The sequence below is a fragment of the Pseudomonas moorei genome (assembly GCF_042846945.1).
In the GTDB taxonomy this organism is placed as follows: Bacteria; Pseudomonadota; Gammaproteobacteria; order Pseudomonadales; family Pseudomonadaceae; genus Aquipseudomonas; species Aquipseudomonas moorei.
Genome location: NZ_AP035776.1, coordinates 1788897 through 1811050, shown reverse-complemented (window position 1 = coordinate 1811050; position 22154 = coordinate 1788897). Strand labels below are relative to the sequence as shown.

Below are 22154 nucleotides of genomic sequence, written 5' to 3'. Positions count from 1 at the left end.
CAAGGTGCCTCAATAGCCGTTGGAGCCGTAATCGATCTGGAAGTCGAAACCAGTGACACGTTCCACAGCGGTTTCGAGCTGGCCATCCGGCAATAACCGCAACCAACGATACCCCGGCGCTTGCTCTGCGACCTTGAAATCATCGCTGCCCGGTTCGAACTGAATGCAGGTCGAGGGCGAAGCAATCAAACGCACATCGTTGCGCCATTGATCGACTTCCTGATGCACATGCCCCCACAGCACGGCGCGTACCTGTGGAAAACGATCCAGCACAGCAAACAAAGCCTCGGGATTACGCAGCCCGATCGGCTCCATCCACGCACAATCGATCGATACCGGATGGTGGTGGAAACACACCAGGTGATGGCGCTCCGGCGCTTCACTCAAGGATTGCGCCAGCAACTGCAACTGCTCGTCCTGCAAATACCCCGGCACCGAGCCCGGCACCGCTGAGTCGAGCAGCGTGACCCGCCAGTTGCCGATGTCGACCACCGATTCCAGCAACGCGCTCTGCACCGCCGCTTCAGCCATGATCAGCGGCTCGTCATGATTGCCGGGAATCCAGCGCGCTGGCGCATCGAGCTGCCGGGTCAAGTCGCGAAACTGCTGGTAAGACTCCAGCGTGCCGTCCTGAGACAGATCACCCGTGGCCAGGATCAGGTCGATCTGCGGCTGCTGCTCGCGTACCAACTCGATGACTTTCTGCAGGCTGTCGCGGGTATTCATGCCCAGCAGCGTGCCCTCCGCCTCGGCGAACAGATGACTGTCGGAAAGTTGCACCAGCAACGCCGTATCGGCGGCACTCAATGTGGATACGCTCGGCAAGGTGTTCTCCCAGGGCGTGATCACGGGATTGGATGAATGGCGCAATTATGCTGGGGGACGATCGAAAGGGGAAATCCGCGAACCTGACACAGTTCACAACTGCGGCTCACAATTAACTAACGCACGACTTCGTACTCGTGCCCCAACGCCAGGCAATGGCTCAACCACTCGCCCAGAAACATGTTCAGCTGGGCTTTTTCATCCGGCTGGTGCATCGAGGCATTCGGGTAAGGATAGATGCCACGAAAGCGTCGCGCATGTTCGGCGCTGACCACTTCGGCCATGCACGCGTCGTGATAGACCTGCACTTCCAGTTGCGGCACCGGCAGCCACGGCAGGCTGTGTTCCTGGCGAACTTGCAGGGTCGTGGTGTACGGGCAGACTTGCAGCACTTCCAGCGCCAGCACCCCGAGCATCTGGTCGCCATGGGTCACGGCGATGCGTCGCGCGGCAGGCTCGCTGCGCATGTCCGGCAGCAGTCGCATCAGGCGCGCGTAGTTCGCCTCGCAGGACGCTTGCAGCCCCACCAGATCCACCCGATAGCGATCGCGCAGCTTGTTTACAACCATAACCCCCTCACTTCAACGCGATTCAAAGCCAGCCATTGCAAGGCAATGATGCTTGGTGCGTTGGCAATACGTCCGTCGCGCACGGCTTGCAGGGCATCTTCAAAGGCCCAGACCGAAACGCGGATATCTTCTGCTTCTTCCTCCAGCCCATGCAGGCCGCCGACCCCGGTTGTCTCGCAACGCCCCAGGTACAAATGCACGAATTCATTACTGCCGCCCGGCGATGGAAAATATTTGGTCATCGGCCACAGCGCCCCGAATACAAGCCCAGCTTCCTCCTGCCCTTCGCGGTGAGCAACTTCTTCCGGTATTTCTTCCTTGTCGATCAGACCAGCGACCAGTTCGATCAACCAGGGATTGTCGGTCTTGCCCATGGCGCCGACGCGGAACTGCTCGATCAGCACCACTTCGTCGCGCTGTGGATCGTAAGGCAGCACGCACACCGCATCGTGGCGCACGAACACTTCACGATTGATCTCGCGGCTCATGCCACCGGCGAACAGCTCGTGGCGCAAGTGCACGCGATCGAGCTTGTAGAAGCCCTGATAGCACTTTTCGCGCCGAACGATATCAACGGCGGTCGGAATGGCGGTGGCAAAATCAGTCATGACTATCCTCGTAACGACAACGAGGCTCCAGCCTCGACTTCGCGCCATCCTAACGCGCCGCAGACCTTTGATGCAGCCCCTTTCCCGTCAGCGGGATAGACGGTGAGGGCGAAACCCACTCTAATTAGCTTAGTGGCGAACTGACTGCTTCGTTGACAGTCGAAGCGGGTAACTTTTCGCCTTTCCCTGTTTTATGAAGGACAACCATGTCGCTTTTTAAAATCGCCTCCGTGGCCGCTATCGCCCTGACTCTGGGTGCGTGCCAGAGCCTGTTCCAGCCCAACTACCGTGCGCCGCTGGAAACCACCCGCGATGCCTCCGAACAGCTCAAGCCTGGCTGCAAGGATCAGGATTGCCCGCTGGTGAACATTGATATCGTGCACTTCCCGACCGAGCCTGCGCTTGACGGCATCATCGAAACACGCCTGCTGCAAATGACCCGTACCACGCCCGACGCCCCCGTGGCGCCGACACTGGCCGCGTATCGCGAACAGTTTTTGCGCACCGCCGGCCCGCGCAATGGCAGTTATTTGCAATCGAAAGTACGCGAGCAGCATGACGGCTTGGTGATTGTCGAAATGTCCAGCTACCTGGACACCGGCGGCGAACACGGCACGCCGGGCCGGGGCTTCATCAACTACTCACGCCAACAACATAAAGTTCTGACGCTGTCGGACATGCTGGTGCCGGGGCAGGAAGAGGCGTTCTGGAAAGCTGCGCGGGTGGCGCACAACAACTGGCTGATCAGCACCAGGCTCGATCAGGAACCGGAGTTCGTGAAGAGCTGGCCGTTCCAGAAAACCCAGAACGTGGCGCTGACCTATGGCGGGGTGATCCTCAAGTACGACATCAGCACCATCGCGCCTTACGCGCTGGGCCATATCGAACTGAAGATCCCCTACCCTCGCCTGAACGGCATCATCAAGCCCGAGCTGTTTCCCGGCCGTAACTGAAAGCCCGGCCCAGCACGAGTTGCAACAGCCCTGCCAGCACCAGCGCCGGCAGGGTTGCACCGATGTCCGGATACAGATTGGCCAGCAGATGGTAGGTGCTGATCCCGCCCAGCCAGGCCAGCAGCGCCGGCCAGCGCAATGCGGCTGACGCCACCTGGCCACTGCGCTTACGCAGGATGAAGTGATCCACCAGCACCACGCCGAACAGCGGGGCAAACACCGAACCGATCAATAGCAAGAAGTTTTGGTACTGGGCCAATGGCGCCAGCAGGGCGATCAGGGTGCAGACCACGCCAATGGCCAATGCCAGGTGCTCGACCTGCCAGCGCAACAGAATCCCGCTGGACACCGCCGCCGAGTGAATGTCGGCGAAGGCGTTTTCCGATTCATCCAGCAGAATCAGCAGCAACGGAATACCCAGACCGGCACCCGCCAGGGCCAACAGCAAGGCATTGACCTCACCGCTCGACGCGAACGCCAGGGTGTAGGCCACGCCCAGGCTCATCAGCCAGAAGTTGCCGATAAAGAAACCGATCGCGGTGCCACCGAATACGCTTTTCGCCCGCTTGCCGAAACGCGAGTAGTCGGCAATCAGCGGCAACCACGACAGCGGCATGGCAATCGCAATGTCGAAGCCCACGGCAAACGGCATCGAACCGTCACCGGCCTGCACCCACAAGCCCGCCAGATCAGCCTTGGCGAACAGGTTCCAGGTCAGCCAGGTGCACGCGGCCAACAGCAGCCAGATGCCCCACTTGCGCAGGATCTTGCGCACGAACGTCAACGGACCGCTGACCGCCAGCAAGGTCGCCAGTGCGCCGAAGACCAGCGTCCACAGCATCGGACTGGACAGCAGACTGCCTTCGCTGAAGGCACGCGCGCCCAACAGGCTGGCGGCATCGCGCATGACGATGATTTCGAACGCGCCCCAACCGATCAGTTGCAGCAGGTTCAGCACCGCCGGCAGGCTCGCGCCTTTGCTACCGAGGCTGAGTTTGAGCGCAGCCATCGACGACAGGCCGGTATCGCTACCGATCACGCCAACGGCGGCCAGCAGCAGAACGCCAACCAGCGTGCCAAAAAAAATCGCCAGCAACGAGCCGGACAGCCCCAGGCCTGGCGCCAACAGTGCGCCGGTCTGCAACACCATCAGGCCGATGCCGAGGGAGAACCACAGGGAAAACAGATCACGGCCGCCGAACACACGCCTGTCAGACGGTACCGCGATATCGGGGGAGTAAGTGCTGGGTTGAATGCTCAAGGGTGTTATCTCGGAGGGACATTGTTGTTGTGTAAACGAGCCCTTGTGGCGAGGGAGCTTGCTCCCTCGCCACAAGGGTTATCAGGGCAGAATCAAACTTTCTTGTACAGCTGGCTGCCTTCTTTCTTGAAGCGCTCGGCCTGCTCGGCCATGCCTTGGGCGACGTCCACGTCGACCGCTTCGATCCGCTGGTTGGCGGCGTACTCGCGCACTTCCTGGGTGATTTTCATCGAGCAGAACTTCGGTCCGCACATTGAGCAGAAATGCGCGACCTTGGCCGAATCCTTCGGCAGGGTTTCATCGTGATACGAGCGAGCCGTGTCCGGATCGAGGCCGAGGTTGAACTGGTCTTCCCAACGGAATTCGAAGCGCGCCTTGCTCAAGGCATTGTCACGAATCTGCGCGCCCGGATGCCCTTTCGCAAGGTCGGCGGCATGAGCGGCGATCTTGTAGGTGATGATGCCGGTCTTCACGTCATCCTTGTTCGGCAGACCCAAATGCTCCTTCGGTGTCACGTAGCAGAGCATGGCGCAACCGAACCAGCCGATCATGGCCGCCCCGATACCCGAGGTGATGTGGTCGTAGCCGGGCGCGATGTCGGTGGTCAGCGGGCCGAGGGTGTAGAACGGCGCCTCGTCGCAGCACTCAAGCTGCTTGTCCATGTTCTCTTTGATCAACTGCATCGGCACATGGCCCGGGCCTTCGATCATGCATTGAACGTCGTGCTTCCAGGCGATCTTGGTCAGCTCGCCCAGGGTTTCCAGCTCGCCGAACTGCGCTTCGTCGTTGGCGTCGGCGATCGATCCCGGACGCAGGCCATCGCCCAGCGAGAAGCTGACGTCGTAGGCCTTCATGATTTCGCAGATTTCGTCGAAATGGGTGTAGAGGAAGTTTTCCTTGTGGTGCGCCAGACACCACTTGGCCATGATCGAACCGCCACGGGACACGATGCCGGTCACCCGCTTGGCGGTCATCGGCACATAGCGCAACAGCACGCCGGCGTGGATGGTGAAATAGTCGACGCCTTGCTCGGCCTGCTCGATCAGCGTGTCGCGGAACAGCTCCCAGGTCAGGTCTTCAGCGACACCATTGACCTTCTCCAGCGCCTGGTAGATCGGCACGGTACCGATGGGCACTGGCGAGTTGCGGATGATCCACTCGCGGGTTTCGTGGATGTGCTTGCCGGTGGACAGGTCCATGACCGTGTCCGAACCCCAGCGAATACCCCAGGTCAGTTTCGCCACTTCTTCTTCGATGGACGAGCCCAGGGCGCTGTTGCCGATGTTGCCGTTGATCTTCACCAGGAAGTTACGGCCGATGATCATCGGTTCCAGTTCGGTGTGGTTGATGTTGGCTGGAATGATTGCGCGACCGCGGGCGATTTCTTCGCGGACAAACTCCGGCGTGATTTCCTTCGGGATGCTGGCGCCGAAGCTGTGACCGGCGTGCTGCTGCTTCATCAGGCCGGCAGCGCGGGCTTCTTGCAGCTTCATGTTTTCGCGGATGGCGACGTATTCCATCTCGGCGGTGATGATGCCTTTGCGCGCGTAGTGCATCTGGCTGACGTTGGCCCCGGCCTTGGCGCGGCGCGGGTTGTTGACGTGAGCGAAGCGCAGCTTGGTCAGTTCCGGATCGGCCAGGCGCTCCTGGCCGAAGTGCGAGCTCAGGCCAGACAAGCGCTCGGTATCACCACGGTCGTCGATCCATGCCGAGCGCACATCACCCAGGCCCTTGCGCACGTCGATGATGACGTTGGGGTCGGTGTACGGGCCTGAAGTGTCATAGACGGTGACCGGGGCGTTGATTTCGCCACCGAAATCGGTAGGGGTCACGTCCAGGCTGATTTCGCGCATTGGCACGCGAATGTCCGGGCGAGAGCCCTGGACATAAATTTTTTGCGAGCGGGTAAACGGCTGTACCGATTGCTCATCGACCTTGGCCGATTCACTCAGGTGGGTGGCGTTTTTTGCTTTTGTCGTCATCACGGGCTCTCCAGACAGCATCCAGGCAGTGGAATTATGTCGGAGCGAACCTGTAAACGAATGGACGCACGGGCGCTGGGAGTTCCAGCAGTGCTGTGCTCAGTGCTCGAGGGGTGTTCGATTGTCGAACAACATCCCGGACGAAGCACAAGAGGACTCGCCGGGTGACGAGAAATCTTGTTCCCTACGCAGGCGCTAACCTGATCAGGTTCAACGGGATCCGAAATTATTCGATCTCAGCCTCATAGCAAGGCACCCCGACAAGAACCCGGTCAGTCTAGACACAACTGGCAAAGAACGCCAACACTGAGGCAATAACCATGATGAATGGCGCAATTGCAGGATTGTTGGCGCCCTGATGCGCAACTACACTCGCTACGCCGTCGCGCGCATTGACGCTGCACGTGTCGCGCCTTAGCCTTGGCGCTCAAATTACTTGTGTAATATTAATTCTAGGGAACGCCTATGCTGCGCAAACTCTCACTGGCCCTGGCCGTGTCTTGTGCGTCCAATGGAATGGCCTGGGCAGAAGCGCCCTTATCCAACAAAACCGATCTGGTCAGCGTCTACCAGGAAGCGGTGAACAACAACGCCGACCTCGCCGCCGCCGTCGCCCAATACGGGGCCCAGAAGGAAGTCGTGCCCCAGGCCCGCGCCGGACTGCTGCCCAATCTCTCGGGTGGCGCGCAAGTATCCAGCGTGCGCACCTCGCTCGATCAGCCGTCGGCCACCGCCAACCGCGATGCTCATTCGTACCAGGCCACCCTGGCACAGCCGTTGTTCCGTGCCGATCGCTGGTTCCAGTTCCAGGCCGCCAAGGACGTCAATGAACAGGCCGCGCTGCAACTCTCGGCGACCGAGCAAAACCTGATCCTGCAAACCGCCAACAGCTATTTCAACGTGCTGCGCAGCCAGGACAACCTGGCCTCGACCAAGGCCGAGGAAGCCGCGTTCAAACGCCAGCTCGATCAGTCCAATGAGCGCTTCGATGTCGGCCTCTCGGACAAGACCGACGTGCTCAATTCACAAGCCAGCTACGACACGGCACGCGCCAACCGAATCGTTGCGCAGCGCCAGGTGGATGATGCATTTGAAGCATTGATCACCCTGACCAACCGTCAGTACAACTCGATCCAGGGCATCAGCCACAACCTGCCGATCCTGCCGCCAACGCCGAACGACGCCAAGGCCTGGGTCGAAACGGCCGCCAGGCAGAACCTCAATCTGTTGGCCAGCAACTACGCCGTCAGCGCTGCCGAGCAAACCCTCAAGCAGCGCAAGGCCGGACACGCACCCACCCTCGACGCCGTGGCGAAGTACGAAAAAGGCGATAACGATGCCCTGGGCTTCAGCAACCCGAACGGCTTCCCCCAACCCTACGGTGGCAACGTCGAGCAAACCTCGGTGGGCCTGCAGCTGAACATCCCGATCTACAGCGGCGGCCTGATCAGCTCCCAGGTGCGTCAATCCTATGCGCAACTGGATCAGACCGAGCAGCAACGCGAATCCCTGCGCCGGCAAATCGTCGAAAATACCCGCGACCTACACCGCGCGGTGAATACAGACGTCGAACAGGTACAGGCGCGCAAGCAGTCGATCATCTCCAACCAGAGTGCAGTGGAAGCGACCGAAATCGGTTATCAGGTGGGGACGCGCAACATCGTTGACGTGCTGGATGCACAGCGCTCGCTCTACACTTCGGTGCGCGACTACAACAACACCCGCTACGACTACATCCTCGACAACCTGCGCCTCAAGCAACAGGCCGGCACATTGAACCCGGGGGATTTGCAGGACCTGGCACGCTGGCTCAATCCTGACTACAACCCGGACAAGGACTTCTTGCCGCCGGATCTGGCCAAGGCTGCGGCTGAGCAGTTGAAGGCAAGACCGGGGCAGTAAGATTGGAGTTGAACTGTGGCGAGGGAGCTTGTTCCCTCACCACACTGGATCATTGGCAGTCTCAGGATCGCTCAATCAACCGCCCCAACCCATCCAGCAACCGCTGCAATGCGCCTTGATTGCTGCGCATCACCTTCAACCCCGCCTCCGCCATCCGCTGCGCATCCCTGGGCAATTCGAACAGACGCTGCACCGCCAGCGCCAAGCCTTCGGCATCCTCCACTTCCTGCAACGCCCCGGCACTGCGTAACTGCGCGGCGATGTCGAGGAAGTTGAACAGGTGCGGACCACTCAACACTGGCTTGGCCAGCGCCGCCGGTTCCAGCAGGTTGTGCCCGCCATTGGGCACCAGGCTGCCACCGACGAAGGCACTGTCGGCCAAGGCATAGAGAAACAGCAACTCACCCATGGTGTCGCCCAGCAACACCGACGTCGCGGCGGTGACCGGCTCGCCCGTGGAGCGACGGACCGTGGCAAATCCCTGCTGTCGGCACAACTCGAACACCGCGTTGAAACGCTCGGGATGGCGCGGCACCAGAATCAGCAAGGCATCGGGATGGCTCGCCAGCAACTGACGATGGGCCGCCAGCACCACCTCGTCTTCACCCTCGTGGGTACTCGCCGCGATCCACACCGGGCGCTCCTGTGCCTGCCATTGAGCGCGCAGTTCGGCAGCGCGCTGCAACAGTTGCGGGTCGATGGTCAGGTCGAACTTGATTGAGCCGGTGACTTCAACGGTTTCCGCCCGCGCGCCCAAATCGCGAAAGCGCTGGGCCTCGGCTTCGGTCTGCACCGCGAACAGGCTCATTTCGGCAAGCATCGGGCCGGTCAGTCTGGCAAAGCGTCCATAGCCTTTCGCCGAGCGCTCGGACAGGCGTGCATTGGCCAACGCCACGGGAATACCGCGTTTGGCGCATTCATGGATATGGTTGGGCCACAGTTCTGTCTCCATGATCACCGCCAGTCTTGGCTGGACCCGATCAAGGAAGCGCCGGGCGGCGCACGGCAAGTCATAGGGCAAATAGCAGTGCTGGATGCGCGGCTCATTGGCAAACATCGCCTGGATGCGCTCCGAGCCGGTAGGGGTCATGCAGGTGACGGTCATCGGCAGTTGTGGATAACGTTGCAGCAGCGCGCGAATCATCGGCGCGGCGGCAATGCTCTCGCCCACAGACACCGCATGCACCCAGAGGCCACCCGGCTGCATCGTCGGCATCCCATAGGAGAATCGCTCACCGATGCGTTTGGCATAGGCTGGCGCCTTGCGCGCACGCAGCCATAGCCGAATCGCTACCACTGGCAGCCCCAGATAAAACAGCGCGGTATACAGAGTTCTATTCATGGCGGCGGAGTTTATCGGGTTTTTCGCCGATCGCCTGCAAGTGCACGGCAAAACGTTCCGCCAGCCAGCGCGCCGCCGGTCCGAGGGGTTCATCGCGGCGCCAGACCAGTTCCACCACCAGTGCCGGCGGGGTCCACTCGCTACTCAACTCGACCATTTGCCCCTGATAGGTCGGGTACTGCACCACGTGGCGCGGCAACCAGGCCCAGCCGAGGCCACGCACCAGCCATTCAGCCATCACGTAAAAACTGTCGGCCCGCCAGACTTGCGGGCTGGCCGGCTCACTGCCGGGGTAGACGCTGGACTGAGTCGACATCAGCAATTGGCGATGCTGTGCCAGCGCCTGGCAATCAACCTGGGCCTGCTTCGCCAGCGGATGGTCGACGCCGCATACGGTGACCATTTCCACGCTACCGAGCACTCGGCGTTCCAGCGCTTCGGGGATCTGGTCGTGAAAGAACAACAAGCCCAGATCGGCGCGACGCTCCACCAATTTGCGCGCCACCTCGCCCTGGGCTGCACTGGTCAATTGCACTTCCAGGCTGGGAAAGCGTTCAGCCAGCGCTTCGAAGCTTTCGATGACTGGCTGGTAAGGCATGGCCTCATCCTGAGCCAGGCGCAGACGCGCCTCCTGTCCACGCATCATCGCCAGTGCCCGGCCATTGAGGCGCTCACACTGACGCAGCACTTCCCGCGCTTCTTCCAGCAAGGCATTGCCGGCTTCGGTGAGTTTGGGCTGTCGGCCACTGCTGCGGTCGAACAGGCTGACGCCCAGGTCTTCCTCCAGCAACGCGATCGAACTGCTGACCGCCGACTGCGCCTTGCGCTGATCCCGGGCCACGGCAGAAAACGAACGTTGCTCCGCTACGCTCACGAACAAACGCAGCTGCTCCAGATTCCATTGCATGCTCATGTCTCAACCCATCTCCATAGCAGATAGGTAATGACTTTACCGCATCTGACGAATCTCTAGAATGCCACCTCACAAAGCAACACTTCATACGAGGATCGACCCATGACCGCTTACTACTACCTGGCCATTGCCATCTGCGCCGAAGTGATTGCCACCGTTTCGATGAAAGCGGTCAAAGGCATCAGCACCCCATTGCCACTGCTGCTGGTGATCGTCGGTTACGGAATTGCCTTCTGGATGCTGACCCTGGTGGTCCGTAGCGTGCCGGTGGGTGTCGCGTACGCGGTCTGGGCCGGCATGGGGATCGTGATGGTCAGCGTGGCGGCGCTGTTTATCTATGGGCAGAAGCTGGATGTGCCGGCGATGCTGGGGATGGCGCTGATCGTGTTGGGCGTTGTTGTCATCCAGCTCTTCTCCAAGACTGCCGGGCATTAAAATCCGCGCACAATCCACAGTGGGAGCGAGCAAGCTCGCTCCCACAGGTGCATCAGCCCCTCCAATCTTTGAGCCTGTATACTGCGCCCTCGTCTTGAACACTGAGGTCGCCGCATGCCATCCGTTATTTCCACCGACGTTCTGATTGTCGGCGCCGGTGTCGCCGGCCTCTGGCTGAATGCGCGCCTGCGCCGCCAGGGTTTTTCGACCGTACTGGTGGAAAGCGCCAGTCTCGGTGGCGGGCAAAGCGTGAAGTCCCAGGGCATCATCCACGGCGGCGCCAAGTACGCACTGCATGGCGCGCTGACCGGTGCTTCGGAAGCCATCGCCGACATGCCCCGCCGCTGGCGTGAGGCTCTGGCCGGCGACGGCGAACTGGACTTGTCCGGCGTGCGCCTGCTGTCCGAAGCGCACTACCTGTGGTCTCCGGGGACGATCGCCGGCAACCTCACCAGCTTCTTCGCCAGCAAAGCCGTGCGCGGTCGTGTCGATCAGGTCAAGGGCGACCAACTGCCACCCGCCCTTCAGGACAAGCGCTTCAAGGGCAAAGTCTATCGCCTGGCGGAACTGGTGATCGATGTGCCGAGCCTGATCCAGCGCCTGGCTGATCTGGCGGGCGATGGCTTGCTCGCCGGCCAGAAGATCGAGCCGCTGCTTGAAGCGGGTGTGTTGGTTGGCCTGAAGGTGGACGAGCGCGAGATCCGCGCCCAACGCATTGTCTTGAGCGCCGGCGCCGGGACCGCAGCCCTGCTCGAAGCGCTGGGCCTGAGCCAGCCTGCCATGCAGCGGCGGCCGTTGCACATGATCATCGCCAAGGGCCCGAGCCTCAAACCGCTGTACGCCCACTGCCTGGGCGGTGGCACCAAGCCGCGCATTACCGTCACCACACACCCGGCCGCCGATGGCCAATGGGTCTGGTATCTGGGCGGCGATATCGCCGAAACCGAGGGCGTCAACCGTGAGCCTGCGGAGCAGATCGCCACCGCGCAGAAAGAACTCGGCCAGTTGTTGCCATGGATCGACCTGAGCACCGTGCAATGGGCGACCTTGCGCGTGGATCGCGCCGAACCGCTGCAATCGGGACTGACCCGCCCTGACAACGCGTTTCTCGCCGAAGAGGGCCGACTGCTGGTGGGCTGGCCTACCAAGCTGGCGCTGGCGCCGGACTTCGCCGACCGGGTACTGGCAAGCCTTGCCCGCGATGGCATTCAACCGGGCCCGGTGGCGCCACTACCCCAATTGCCAAAGCCGCCAATGGGCGTTCCGGCGTGGGAGCAACTGCTGCCATGAGCCAACCCACCCTGCATGACCTGCATCGCCCCCTGGGCAGCACCGGCCTGCTGGTGTCGCCGTTGGGCCTGGGTACGGTGAAACTGGGCCGCGATCAAGGGGTGAAATACCCCAACGGCTTCCAGATTCCTGACGACGACGAAGCGCGCATGCTGCTCAAGCTGACCCGGGACCTGGGTATCAACCTGATCGACACCGCTCCGGCTTATGGCCGCAGCGAGGAGCGTCTCGGCCCTTTGCTGCGCGGCCAGCGTCAGGATTGGGTGATTGTCAGCAAGGTCGGCGAAGAATTTGCCGACGGCCTGTCGCGCCACGACTTCAGCGCCGCACACACCCGGTTCTCAGTAGAACGTAGCCTGCAGCGTCTGGAAACCGATTTTATCGACCTGGTGCTGGTGCACTCCGACGGCAATGACCTGGCAATCCTCAACGACTGCGAAGTCTATGCAACCCTCGCCGCTCTCAAGACCGAGGGCAAGATTCGCGGGTTCGGCTTTTCCGGCAAAACCGTCGACGGCGGCTTGAAGGCTCTGGAGCAAGGCGATTGCGCGATGGTCACCTACAATCTGAACGAGCAAAGCGAAAAAGCCGTCATTGACTATGCTGCTGCTCACGGCAAAGCCATTCTGGTCAAAAAAGCCCTCGCCAGCGGTCACGTATGCCTGAGCCCGGGCGTGGACCCGGTGCGCGCCAGTTTCGAATTGCTGTTTGAACATCCGGGTGTTGCCAGTGCTATTGTCGGGACCATCAATCCGCTGCACCTCGCCCACAACGTCGCGACCGTTGCCCAGGTCCTACGTAGCAACTGATGCCGCCCACGCGGCCTTAAGCAGGAGCCGACATGCCGCGTACGCTCATAAGAAAGAACCCGAGCAACTTCAAGACCCTGCCGTTATTCGTCGAAGCGACTCCCGAAGGCCTGACCTACCAGAGTGTCGGCATGCCTCTGAACTTCGCGCAGACCTTGCAACGTCGCAAACCGGTCAGCGTGGCGGAGGCCGAGCGCTTTTCGCTGGAACTGGCGAACCTTGGAGTGTCAGTGCGCCTTACCCTGCATTGGCAGAATCGCGATTATTGGGTTCTGGTACGCCAGCGTCGGCAAGATCGCGGCGATGTGGTACTCAAGTTGATTTCCGGGTACGTACCCGCCCATGAACTCAATATCCCGCTCCACACGGCCATTCAAGAGATCGCCGAAGAGTGTTTGCTGGAGACCCCGGAAGGCTGGCTAGGCGGGCGCTTCAATGATACCTGGCTGCCGGCGCCCTACTCCTCGGCACTGCATTATCGCGAGGCCCTGCCATTTCGCCTGACGCCTTTGTCCGGCTCGGCGCGACCGGTGCGTTGCGCCAATCTGCAATTGCTGGAACGTCCGCGAGCCTATGTGCATTTGCCGACTGCGTCGCTGCAATTGATCTACGACCTGCGACTGGACGTACCCAAGGAAGCAAAATCCCTGAGCCTGTTCCACGTCGATGAACGCCTGGAAGGTAATCAGCTGATTGCGCGGCTCGACCGTAAACGCCCCGACCTGTACTTGATGCCGCTCAAGGATGGTGCACCACTTGCCGAACTGTACACCCTCAAGCGTGACAAACTCCTGCCGGCCAGCACCCGGGGACTTTACCTCGCTGAAAGCTTTGCGACCCAGGAGGGCTGGGTCGTACGTGAAGAGCGGATTCGCTGGAAAGACTGGTTAGTGCAACAGGGATTACAACCGGCGAAGCCCCCTCGCCCAGGCCTCAAGCAATTAAGCCTCAAGGCGCTACGGCTGGTCGGTCTGGGAAAGGAGCGCGTGAGCAAATAGCGGACTAACGCCTGCGATCCATCCACGTGCGCAAGGTGGCGAAGACATGGAAGTAACGGTTTTCGCGCTTGCCCATGCCGCGCTTGGGAGAGAACGATTCTTCGGCGAATACGCCGGTGATTCGAACGCGAGAAGCCTGGGTCTTCAGCGTGCAAACCTTGGCGCCGGCCTGTTGCAGTGCATATTTGAGCAAACGCTCGGAATGCAACTTCCTTCCCGTTGCCTTGCAGAAATCGAAGATGCGCTCGATCCGCTTGCCGTATGCGACATAAGTGTCGCGTCCGCAAATGGCGAAGCGGTCGTTCACTCCACCCCACCACTGCCAGTCCGGAATGTAGGCATTGTGCCGCCGGGCCTGCGGATGATTGAACACATAGCCAGGCAGCTCGGTGTGGAAGAAATTGTCCGGTCGCACGAACACAACGAAATCCGGATTGAAGGATTCGATCATCGTGGTGACGGTGTGCAGTGAGTGAAGCTGATAGATCAGATTGCGCAGCGACGCATAATCATCGGCCCAGGTATCGCCCATTGCCTTGACCTGCTCGAAATTCCAGCGCTCCAGCACGCCTTCAGTGGAAGTAAGCTCTCCGGTCATCGGCTCGAACGGCTGGTAGTTGTCCGCAGCCAGCTCGCCTTTCTCGCCGGACCGCGCGTTCTGTACTTCATCGATTTTGTATAAGTGATAAAAGCACTTTATGTCGCTGCCAGCAGGCAACTGTTTCAGCACGCACTGCTCGATGGAAGGGAAGCAAATCTGCGAATTTCTCGGGATCCCGAAAAAAGCCACTGCAATTTTCAACACTCAACAGCACCTTTTGAAAGTATTTGTGGCCCGTTTGCAATCGGAATGGCGGTGCCACTCATCTTCGCCGAAACAGCGCCTGCCACCAGCGACGGGGTTGCAGAGGCACCACAATGACGTCTGACTTCTGCAACCAGTCGCGCTCATAATCCCAGGCGTGCCCCCCCCAAAGATTTCCTGCTTCGTTGGAAAAACCCAGGGTCATGAGCTGATAGGTATAACCGGCGTGGCAGCGCAACCAGTCGAACAGCACCAGCGCGTTGAAACCGGTGGAGGGCCCGACGTAACGCTTGCCACCCGGCCGGTCGACCGGGTAATTCCAAAGCGGCGGCAGTGGAATGCGATCCCGGTACATGGCCACCCGTGGCAACGGACACATCGGTGCAGCACACCCAACCAGCATGCTGAAACAGCGCTCGTTCGTCTGCTCGAACAGTCGTTGCACGTCCGCTGCGCAGGGCAGACCGAAAAAATAGGCATCCGGCGCGTTGTAGCCATGTACGAAGACATTCACGCTCTGCTCATTGAGCAGCGACGCCTTGATGCAGGTATTGAAGCTGACGACAACGTCATCGACGCCAATGTTCAGTGCCTGAAAATCCGCCGCGCTGATGGCCGGGTTGTTGGCAATCAGTACGACCCGAGCCGCGCGGCCAAGGCACTCCCGGAACGCCTCAGGCAACGCCCCCAGAACCGACTGGTCACCGCCAGGCAGCGCATCCAGTGCCATTTGTTCAATGGTTTGCGGCGACTCATGCTCCATCATTCAGACTGGCACCTTCATTCCGTAACGCAGCCTCACCCAGAACCGTGTGAACGCCGAAGGCGGCTGCCAAGGGCGCATCTCGCGCTGGATTTCAGTGGCGAGTGCCTGGCCAACGCGGGCAAAGGAATAGCGGCTTTGCGCAAATTCCTGACCATTGCGTGCGATACGCTCCGCCAGTTGCGGGTCATCCTGCAGCATTTTGATCTTTTCCACCGCCTCGTCTTCGCTACGATAAAACACGGTGTTGTGCATATCTTCGAAGCCGAGCAACTGGTCTTCTTCGCCCTGGCTCCATGCCAACAGCACGCAACCGCAGGCCATGGCTTCAAAGTTCTTGATCATGAACTCGTTCATGCCGATATCGGCGCTGACGAAAATCTTGATGCGATTGAGCGTTTCCAGATATTCCGAGCCCGATTTCGTTCGCGTCACCAACATGCCGGTGCGCTGCGAAAGCGACTCAAGCAGCGCTTTGCGCCGCGTGTATTCAGTACTTTTCAGGCTGCCAAGAAAACCGATGGGAATGTCCCGCACGGCTCCGGTGTTGCGCAGCATCTGCTCGTCGTACCCCTTGGAGACAAACACCGTATCGATGCCTTCGGCCAGCATCTTGCGAGCGACCACAGCACCGGACACCAGCGCCCGACAACTCGGGAGACGGCGGTAGAGACGCGAATACACGCCACGGTATTTACTTTCGGGCATGTAATTCTGGTAGGCGTCATGCTCAAGAAAGACCAACCCGGAAATGCACTTGAGCACCCGCAGTTGCGGAGCCAGGCGCTTGACCCGGGAAAAGATCACCACGCGATCGAATGTCTGGTAATTGACCGAGGCCAGAAACGAGCCCAGATTCATCTGTTGCTGCTTGCTCAACCGGTAGATGAAACATTCATCACAGTTTTGCTGCACGATGTCGTAGAGCCGGTCGAGAATGACTCGCTGCTCGCCCATCACCAGAAGCATTACTTTCATAGGTTTATTGACCACACGACGCAGGCAGGCAAGCGCATTCGATTCAAACCTGCCACATCAACGGAAACATTCAGCTCCCCAAGGCAAAATCCGCTTACACGCAGAACATAACGATAGGCATTCATTTCATCAACGACTGCGGATTTTTTCGACAATCGCGGTAGTGGAGCTGTTTTCCACAAGCCCAAGCACTTTCACGGCGCCGCCGTAAGCAGTCACGATGTCCGCACCGACCACCTGGTCGATCCCATAGTCCCCGCCCTTTACCAGTACATCCGGCTTGACCTCGCGCAACAGGTTTTCCGGCGTGCCTTCAGGGAAGCTGATCACCCAGTCCACTGCCCCCAACCCGGCCAGCACAGCCATGCGCCGGTCGACACTGTTGATCGGACGGCCCGGCCCTTTCAGGCGGCTGACCGACGCATCGTCGTTGACCGCCACGATCAGGCGATCGCCCTGCGCCCGCGCCTGTTCCAGGTAGGTCACATGGCCGGCATGCAGGATGTCGAAGCAGCCATTGGTAAACACGATCCTTTCGTTGTGAGCACGGGCATCGTCGACCGCCAGCAGCAGTTGCTCGAGGCCGAGCACACCTCGCTCCGAGCCCTCCTCACGCTGGATGGCGCGACGCAGTTCCGGGGCACTGATGGCTGCCGTACCGAGTTTTCCGACCACGATACCCGCCGCCAGGTTGGCCAGGCCGACCGCATGCGGAAGCTCTTCGCCAGCGGCAATCGCCGCGGCCAGGGTGGAAATCACCGTATCGCCGGCACCGGTCACGTCGAACACTTCACGGGCCCGGGCCGGCAGGTGCAACGCCGGATGATCCGGACGCAGCAGGGTCATGCCGTGTTCGCCACGGGTCACCAGCAAGGCGCCGAGTTCGAGATCGTGCATCAACTTCCCGCCCTTGCTCACCAACTCGTGCTCATCGGCGCAGCCGCCGACGATGGTTTCGAACTCGCTGAGGTTTGGCGTGATCAGACTCGCGCCCCGGTAGATCGAGAAATCCTTGCCCTTGGGATCCGCCAGCACCGGAATGCCGCGGGCACGGGCCGCCTGGATCAGCACCTGATGGTTCTTCAGCGCGCCTTTGCCGTAGTCGGACAGCACCAGCACCTTGATGCCTTCGAGCAATTCATCGACTTGCACCGCCAGCGCCATGGCGTCGGTGGCAAACGGTTCTTCGAAGTCGATACGCAGCAATTGCTGGTGACGGCTCATGACCCGCAGCTTGACGATGGTCGGCTGGTGCGCAATGCGCTGGAACAGCGCGCGCACGCCTGCACCCTTGAGGCTATTGACCAGGCTGTCGGCGGCTTCATCGTCGCCCGTCACGCCAACCAGCGAGGCCGGCGCGCCGAGGGCGGCAATGTTCAACGCAACGTTGGCGGCACCGCCCGGGCGGTCCTCGATGTGCTCGACCTTGACGACCGGTACGGGTGCCTCAGGGGAAATCCGTGAGGTACCACCATGCCAGTAACGGTCGAGCATGACATCGCCGACCACCAAGACAGGGGCTTGATCGAATCGCGGCATGGACAACTTCATGGAGCAACCCACATACAAAATGAACAGGGGGGCGATATTAACACAGGGTGGGCATGGGCTTGTGCGGCGGCTGCAACCGGATCATGTAGCAGGTTTCTTTGCTCATTTTTTGAGCAATATCTCTAATGGGCGCTTGCAGGCGTCCTTCGTTCAGGAACCTTAACAAATGCGTTGTCGAGATTTATTCCGGCTTGGTCAAGAAACGTAAAGCTTTGGATACATGGCACCGAGTGCATTGCGCGCCCGATGTGCAAGAGGGTGAGCCTTGCTCACCCTCTTGCCGGTATCAAGCGATGTCTTGCGCCGGGGCATCGAGGCCCAGGGCATTCAGGCGCGAGTAGTAGCCATTTTGCGCCAGCAGTTGCGCATGGGTGCCACGCTCGACGATTTTCCCCTGATCCATGACCAGGATCAGGTCAGCCTTCTCGATGGTCGACAACCGGTGAGCGATCACCAGCGTGGTACGGCCTTTCATCACTTGATCCAGCGCGGCCTGAATATGGCGCTCGGACTCGGTATCAAGCGCCGACGTGGCCTCATCGAGAATCAGCAAAGGCGCATTCTTCAACAGTGCCCGCGCAATCGCCAGACGCTGCCGCTGGCCGCCGGACAGCAATACGCCGTTTTCACCAACCTGGGTATCAAGCCCCTCGGGTAACTGCTGGATGAAATCCATCGCGTAGGCGTCTCTCGCGGCTTTCTCGATATCTTCACGAGGCGCGCCGGCCAAATCGCCATAGGCAATGTTGTTGGCCACGGTGTCGCTGAACAGCGTCACATGCTGAGTCACCTGGGCGATGTGCTTGCGCAAGTTCAGCAGTTTGTATTCTTCCACCTCAACGCCGTCGATGAGGATTTGACCCTTGTCGTGGTGATAGAAACGCGGGATCAGGTTGGCCAGCGTCGATTTGCCACTGCCGGAACGTCCTACCAGCGCCACCATTTGTCCCGGCTCTACCGAGAAACTGATGTCATCGAGCACCTGACGCTCGGTGTCCGGGTAGGTGAAGCTGAGGTTACGCACGTCCAGACGACCGCTGACAACATCACGCTCAATGGTGCCGGTGTCGACTTCGGGCTCGACATCCAGTTGTTCGAAGATGCTCTCGGCACCTGCCACACCCTTCTGGATGGTCGAACTGACTTCGGACAATTGACGGATGGGTTTGGGCAGAAGGCCAGCCAGCGTGATATAGGCAACCATGTCACCGGCAGACGCATCGCCACGCAGTAACAGCACCAGGAACATCAGCGATGCCATGGCGGTGTAGATCACCAGTTGCAGCAACGGCGTATAGATGGCGCCGGTTCGGGTCATGCGCAGTTGCTTGTCGGTGTTACCCTGACTGGCTTCGAAGAAACGCTTTTGCTCGTAAACCTCGCCACCGAAACTGCGAACAACGCGATAGCCCTGGATGGTTTCCGAGGCCACGTGCGTCACATCGCCCATGGCCAACTGGATCTTCTTGCTCTGTTTACGGAATTTCTTGCTCGCCGTACGCACCATCAGCGCGATCAGCGGCAGGATGGCGACCATGACCAGGGTCAAGCGCCAGTTCATGAACAGCAAAGAGGCAAACAGGAAGATGACCGTCATGCCCTCACGGATTACGACCTTGATCGCATCTGTAGCCGCCCCCGTGACCATGGTTACGTTGAAGGTGATACGTGAAATCAGATGACCCGAGTTATGCTTGTCGAAGTACCGGTTAGGCAGCACCAGCAGGTTGTTGAACAGCTGCACTCGCAGGTCATGGACCAGCCCGAGGGAAACCTTGGCCAGGAAGTAGTTGCCCAGATAAGACCCCAAACCCTGCCACGCCGCGATCAGGATGATCAGCAACGGCACCGCCTGCAGCAGCTGCAGGTCACGCAGGTAAGGCACGGTCGGGAACAGCGCAGCTTCCGGGTTGGACAGGCCATCGACGAAGTACTTGAGGATGTAGCCCAGCATTGGCTGCGTCGAAGCGAAAATCAGAAATCCAACAATGCTGATCAGGAAAAGACTGATGTACGGCCTGACATAGCCGAGCAGTCGGAAGTAGATTTTCAAGCTCGATGGGCTTGCGGAGAGACTGGAGTCGGTCATATCACGCGAATGTCGATAAAAAGGACGCTGACTTTAGCACAGCTTCTTCAGGGTTCTGGCAATCGCGTAAAGACTGGTATTGTGACGCCCCGAAACCCTTACCCAGCCCCCTCAGCCTTAAAATGGTCGTTCAACTCAGGAATGAATCACTCAGCATGCAATTAAACGGCCTGAACAAAACGTCCAATCGTGTCTTCGATTTCATTTGCCTGTGGATCCTGCCGCTCGGTTTTTTACTGCTGCTTTGCGCGCTGTTTTTTCTCCCAGGGCGCAATGTGCTTCACAAACTTTTTTATGGCCTGTTCAGCATTCCAACGCTGATAGCTCTGTGCTTGCGCCCGCGGGCGGGCAAAGAACTGCTGAATGAGCCGATCTTCATCGCGGCACTGCTATTCGTGGCCTGGGCGCTGGTCAGTCTGTGCTGGGGTCCAAGCGAACAAGATATCGGCGGTGAGTTCAACCCCCCCTTGCACACATTGATGCTGTTCGCCGGGTGCTACCTGCTGGTGCGTTTTCGCAGCGAAATTATCCGTCCTTTGCTGTTCTGCGCAGCAATGGTGGCGTTGATCGCATCGGTCTACAACCTTTACATGTTTGCCCGCACCTATGAACCAGGCATACGCCTGATTGGCGGGGGCGCCTTCGACAACCCACTGCTCAGCTCTCATATATTCGGCTTTTTCTGCACCTACTGGCTCAGTTTGAGCATGACTTGCAAGCGTCATCAGATCCTGTGGCTGAGCATCCCGGCAATGGCGGTCATGTTCGCCGCAGTGATGGCGACCGGCTCCAGAACCCCTCTGGTCGCGCTGACACTGGCTGCGCTCTGGCTGAGTTTCATCTGCTGGAATCGGCGCTCCGTTGCCTTGCTTGGCGCGCTCTTCGTCACCGGTGCCGCCGTTGCCGTGATGTTTTCGCAAATGATCAATGCACGGGGCGACTCCTACCGCTTCGAAATCTGGCAATTGGCCCTGCAAAAAATTGCCGATCACCCGTGGATCGGTCATGGCTTCAACGCCGACCTGAGCCTCGACCCCGGCATCGGATACAGCCTGTCGGAGCCCCATAGCTTTGCCCTTGGCGTGCTTTACTACGTCGGCATTATCGGCTTGTTACCCTGGCTGTTCTTCCAGGCTCAAGGCCTGCTGTGCAGCTGGCGCTACCGGCTGCAACCGCTATTCATCATCGCTTCAACCTGGCTGGTATTCGGCATAGGTGCGGGCCTGACCGAAGGCGGAGGGATTATTTCCCGGCCAAAAGAGCACTGGTTCCTGTTGTGGATTCCCCTGGCCCTGATTGCCGCCTTGAGCATCAACCAGCGGGCCAGACGCTTGCTGGCCATGCCGATCAAAACGTTGACAGCGGGCGCCCTGCAAAAGCTTACCGCCAATGCGCAAGTCATCGAAGAAGATGGTTTGGGTCCAAAGGTCCTGCGCCTGGTCGACGGTAGCTTCCTCAAACTGTTCCGGCGCCGCCGCTGGTATACCTCGGGCAGTTTCAACCCGTATTCCCAACGATTTGCCATCAACAGTGTGCAACTGCGCACCATGGGCATTCCAACACCGCCAATCCTCGATCTTTACCGGCTCGAAGACGGCAGCACCGCCGTGCACTACACCCCCTTGCCCGGGCACACGCTGCGCCAGGTCTTGCAAGGTATTACCGCCCCGGCAGTACGCCAGGCACTGGTGGAACGTTTTGGCAAATTCATGGCGCAACTGCACGAGCAAGGTGTCTATTTCCGCTCTCTTCACCTGGGCAATGTGCTGGTCATGGATGACGGTGAATTCGGCCTGATCGATCTGGCCGATATGCGCATCTACCCTTCCTCATTGAGCTCGTCCCTGCGTCAGCGCAATTTGCGTCATATGCAGCGTTACACCGTCGATCGGCGCTGGTTGTTCGAAGAACATTTCGAAGACCTGCTCAAGGGATACGCTGCGACGGCATCACAAGCCGACGCAGATAATCTGCACAAACAAGTGCTGACCGGAAACTCCCCGGTCCGGGCTCAACAATAAATGAAATCACGAGCGCGGCACCTGTGCCGCGCGCCGCATGGAACATGAGGGCAACAGCCG

General features: G+C 59.8%; 19 protein-coding genes and 1 riboswitch. Of the genes, 7 read left to right on the top strand and 12 right to left on the bottom strand.

Features of this window, described 5'->3' with window-relative positions:
* Positions 1–9: 9 nt before the first annotated feature.
* The 3 genes from cpdA to ACGJAX_RS08470 form a co-directional block, all read right to left on the bottom strand.
* Entirely contained in the window at positions 10–825 is an 816-nt protein-coding gene (gene cpdA / locus ACGJAX_RS08480) for a 3',5'-cyclic-AMP phosphodiesterase (protein WP_247258069.1), read from the bottom strand.
* 116 nt (positions 826–941) lie between these two features.
* On the bottom strand, positions 942–1394 hold the full coding sequence (locus ACGJAX_RS08475) for a DUF1249 domain-containing protein (RefSeq protein WP_008063540.1): 453 nt from the start codon (positions 1392–1394) through the stop codon (positions 942–944).
* Positions 1385–2002, bottom strand: a complete 618-nt coding sequence (locus ACGJAX_RS08470) for an NUDIX domain-containing protein (protein WP_090328454.1) — start codon at positions 2000–2002, stop codon at positions 1385–1387. The genes ACGJAX_RS08475 and ACGJAX_RS08470 overlap by 10 nt, the downstream gene beginning before the upstream one ends.
* A gap of 206 nt (positions 2003–2208) precedes the next feature.
* Here ACGJAX_RS08470 and ACGJAX_RS08465 point away from each other — a divergent pair, with 206 nt between their 5' ends.
* On the top strand, positions 2209–2955 hold the full coding sequence (locus ACGJAX_RS08465; RefSeq protein ID WP_390958371.1) for a DUF3298 domain-containing protein: 747 nt from the start codon (positions 2209–2211) through the stop codon (positions 2953–2955).
* Here the strand turns inward: ACGJAX_RS08465 and cytX are convergent.
* Entirely contained in the window at positions 2924–4216 is a 1293-nt protein-coding gene (gene cytX / locus ACGJAX_RS08460; protein ID WP_390958368.1) for a putative hydroxymethylpyrimidine transporter CytX, read from the bottom strand. The two genes, ACGJAX_RS08465 and cytX, sit on opposite strands and share 32 nt — an antisense overlap.
* A gap of 92 nt (positions 4217–4308) precedes the next feature.
* Complete coding sequence (thiC, locus tag ACGJAX_RS08455) at positions 4309–6198, bottom strand: phosphomethylpyrimidine synthase ThiC (protein WP_090328446.1); 1890 nt, start codon at positions 6196–6198, stop codon at positions 4309–4311.
* A gap of 164 nt (positions 6199–6362) precedes the next feature.
* Positions 6363–6468: riboswitch (TPP riboswitch) on the bottom strand.
* 195 nt (positions 6469–6663) lie between these two features.
* Here thiC and ACGJAX_RS08450 point away from each other — a divergent pair.
* A complete protein-coding gene (locus ACGJAX_RS08450; RefSeq protein WP_247258066.1) occupies positions 6664–8100 on the top strand; it encodes a TolC family outer membrane protein in 1437 nt (478 codons plus the stop codon).
* A 61-nt stretch (positions 8101–8161) separates the two neighbouring features.
* Here ACGJAX_RS08450 and waaA read toward each other — a convergent pair whose 3' ends face one another.
* Both waaA and ACGJAX_RS08440 read right to left on the bottom strand, forming a co-directional pair.
* Positions 8162–9442, bottom strand: a complete 1281-nt coding sequence (gene waaA, locus ACGJAX_RS08445) for a lipid IV(A) 3-deoxy-D-manno-octulosonic acid transferase (protein WP_390958365.1) — start codon at positions 9440–9442, stop codon at positions 8162–8164.
* The gene (locus ACGJAX_RS08440) at positions 9435–10355 is read right to left on the bottom strand and encodes a LysR family transcriptional regulator (protein ID WP_090328438.1); all 921 of its coding nucleotides are present in this window, start codon (positions 10353–10355) and stop codon (positions 9435–9437) included. The genes waaA and ACGJAX_RS08440 overlap by 8 nt, the downstream gene beginning before the upstream one ends.
* Before the next feature lie 102 nt (positions 10356–10457).
* On the opposite strand from ACGJAX_RS08440, the gene ACGJAX_RS08435 reads away from it, so the two are divergent.
* The 4 genes from ACGJAX_RS08435 to ACGJAX_RS08420 all read left to right on the top strand — a co-directional run bounded on the left by ACGJAX_RS08435 (position 10458) and on the right by ACGJAX_RS08420 (position 13887).
* Positions 10458–10790 carry a multidrug efflux SMR transporter gene (locus ACGJAX_RS08435; protein ID WP_007902582.1) on the top strand — a complete coding sequence of 111 codons (333 nt, stop codon included), beginning with the start codon at positions 10458–10460 and terminating at the stop codon, positions 10788–10790.
* Positions 10791–10904: 114 nt separating this feature from the next.
* Positions 10905–12080 (top strand): FAD-binding oxidoreductase, encoded by a 1176-nt coding sequence (locus ACGJAX_RS08430; RefSeq protein ID WP_247258064.1) that lies wholly within the window; start codon positions 10905–10907, stop codon positions 12078–12080.
* Positions 12077–12889 (top strand): aldo/keto reductase, encoded by an 813-nt coding sequence (locus ACGJAX_RS08425; protein ID WP_390958362.1) that lies wholly within the window; start codon positions 12077–12079, stop codon positions 12887–12889. Before ACGJAX_RS08430 ends, ACGJAX_RS08425 begins: the two co-directional genes overlap by 4 nt.
* A gap of 32 nt (positions 12890–12921) precedes the next feature.
* The gene (locus tag ACGJAX_RS08420; RefSeq protein WP_248915306.1) at positions 12922–13887 is read left to right on the top strand and encodes a metal ABC transporter ATPase; all 966 of its coding nucleotides are present in this window, start codon (positions 12922–12924) and stop codon (positions 13885–13887) included.
* A 4-nt stretch (positions 13888–13891) separates the two neighbouring features.
* On the opposite strand, the gene ACGJAX_RS08415 is transcribed toward ACGJAX_RS08420, so the two are convergent.
* The 5 genes from ACGJAX_RS08415 to msbA all read right to left on the bottom strand — a co-directional run bounded on the left by ACGJAX_RS08415 (position 13892) and on the right by msbA (position 20073).
* Positions 13892–14692, bottom strand: coding sequence for a hypothetical protein (locus ACGJAX_RS08415; RefSeq protein WP_390958359.1), 801 nt, complete (start codon positions 14690–14692; stop codon positions 13892–13894).
* A 58-nt stretch (positions 14693–14750) separates the two neighbouring features.
* On the bottom strand, positions 14751–15455 hold the full coding sequence (locus ACGJAX_RS08410) for a hypothetical protein (RefSeq protein ID WP_247258075.1): 705 nt from the start codon (positions 15453–15455) through the stop codon (positions 14751–14753).
* A 3-nt stretch (positions 15456–15458) separates the two neighbouring features.
* The gene (locus tag ACGJAX_RS08405) at positions 15459–16433 is read right to left on the bottom strand and encodes a glycosyltransferase (RefSeq protein ID WP_390958357.1); all 975 of its coding nucleotides are present in this window, start codon (positions 16431–16433) and stop codon (positions 15459–15461) included.
* A gap of 129 nt (positions 16434–16562) precedes the next feature.
* A complete protein-coding gene (gene hldE / locus ACGJAX_RS08400) occupies positions 16563–17984 on the bottom strand; it encodes a bifunctional D-glycero-beta-D-manno-heptose-7-phosphate kinase/D-glycero-beta-D-manno-heptose 1-phosphate adenylyltransferase HldE (protein WP_390958356.1) in 1422 nt (473 codons plus the stop codon).
* A 286-nt stretch (positions 17985–18270) separates the two neighbouring features.
* Positions 18271–20073: a lipid A export permease/ATP-binding protein MsbA gene (msbA, locus tag ACGJAX_RS08395; protein ID WP_247258059.1), complete on the bottom strand. Its 1803-nt coding sequence runs from the start codon at positions 20071–20073 to the stop codon at positions 18271–18273.
* A gap of 155 nt (positions 20074–20228) precedes the next feature.
* Between msbA and ACGJAX_RS08390 the strand changes: the two genes are divergently transcribed.
* Positions 20229–22094 (top strand): O-antigen ligase family protein, encoded by a 1866-nt coding sequence (locus ACGJAX_RS08390; RefSeq protein ID WP_390958354.1) that lies wholly within the window; start codon positions 20229–20231, stop codon positions 22092–22094.
* Positions 22095–22154: the final 60 nt, after the last annotated feature.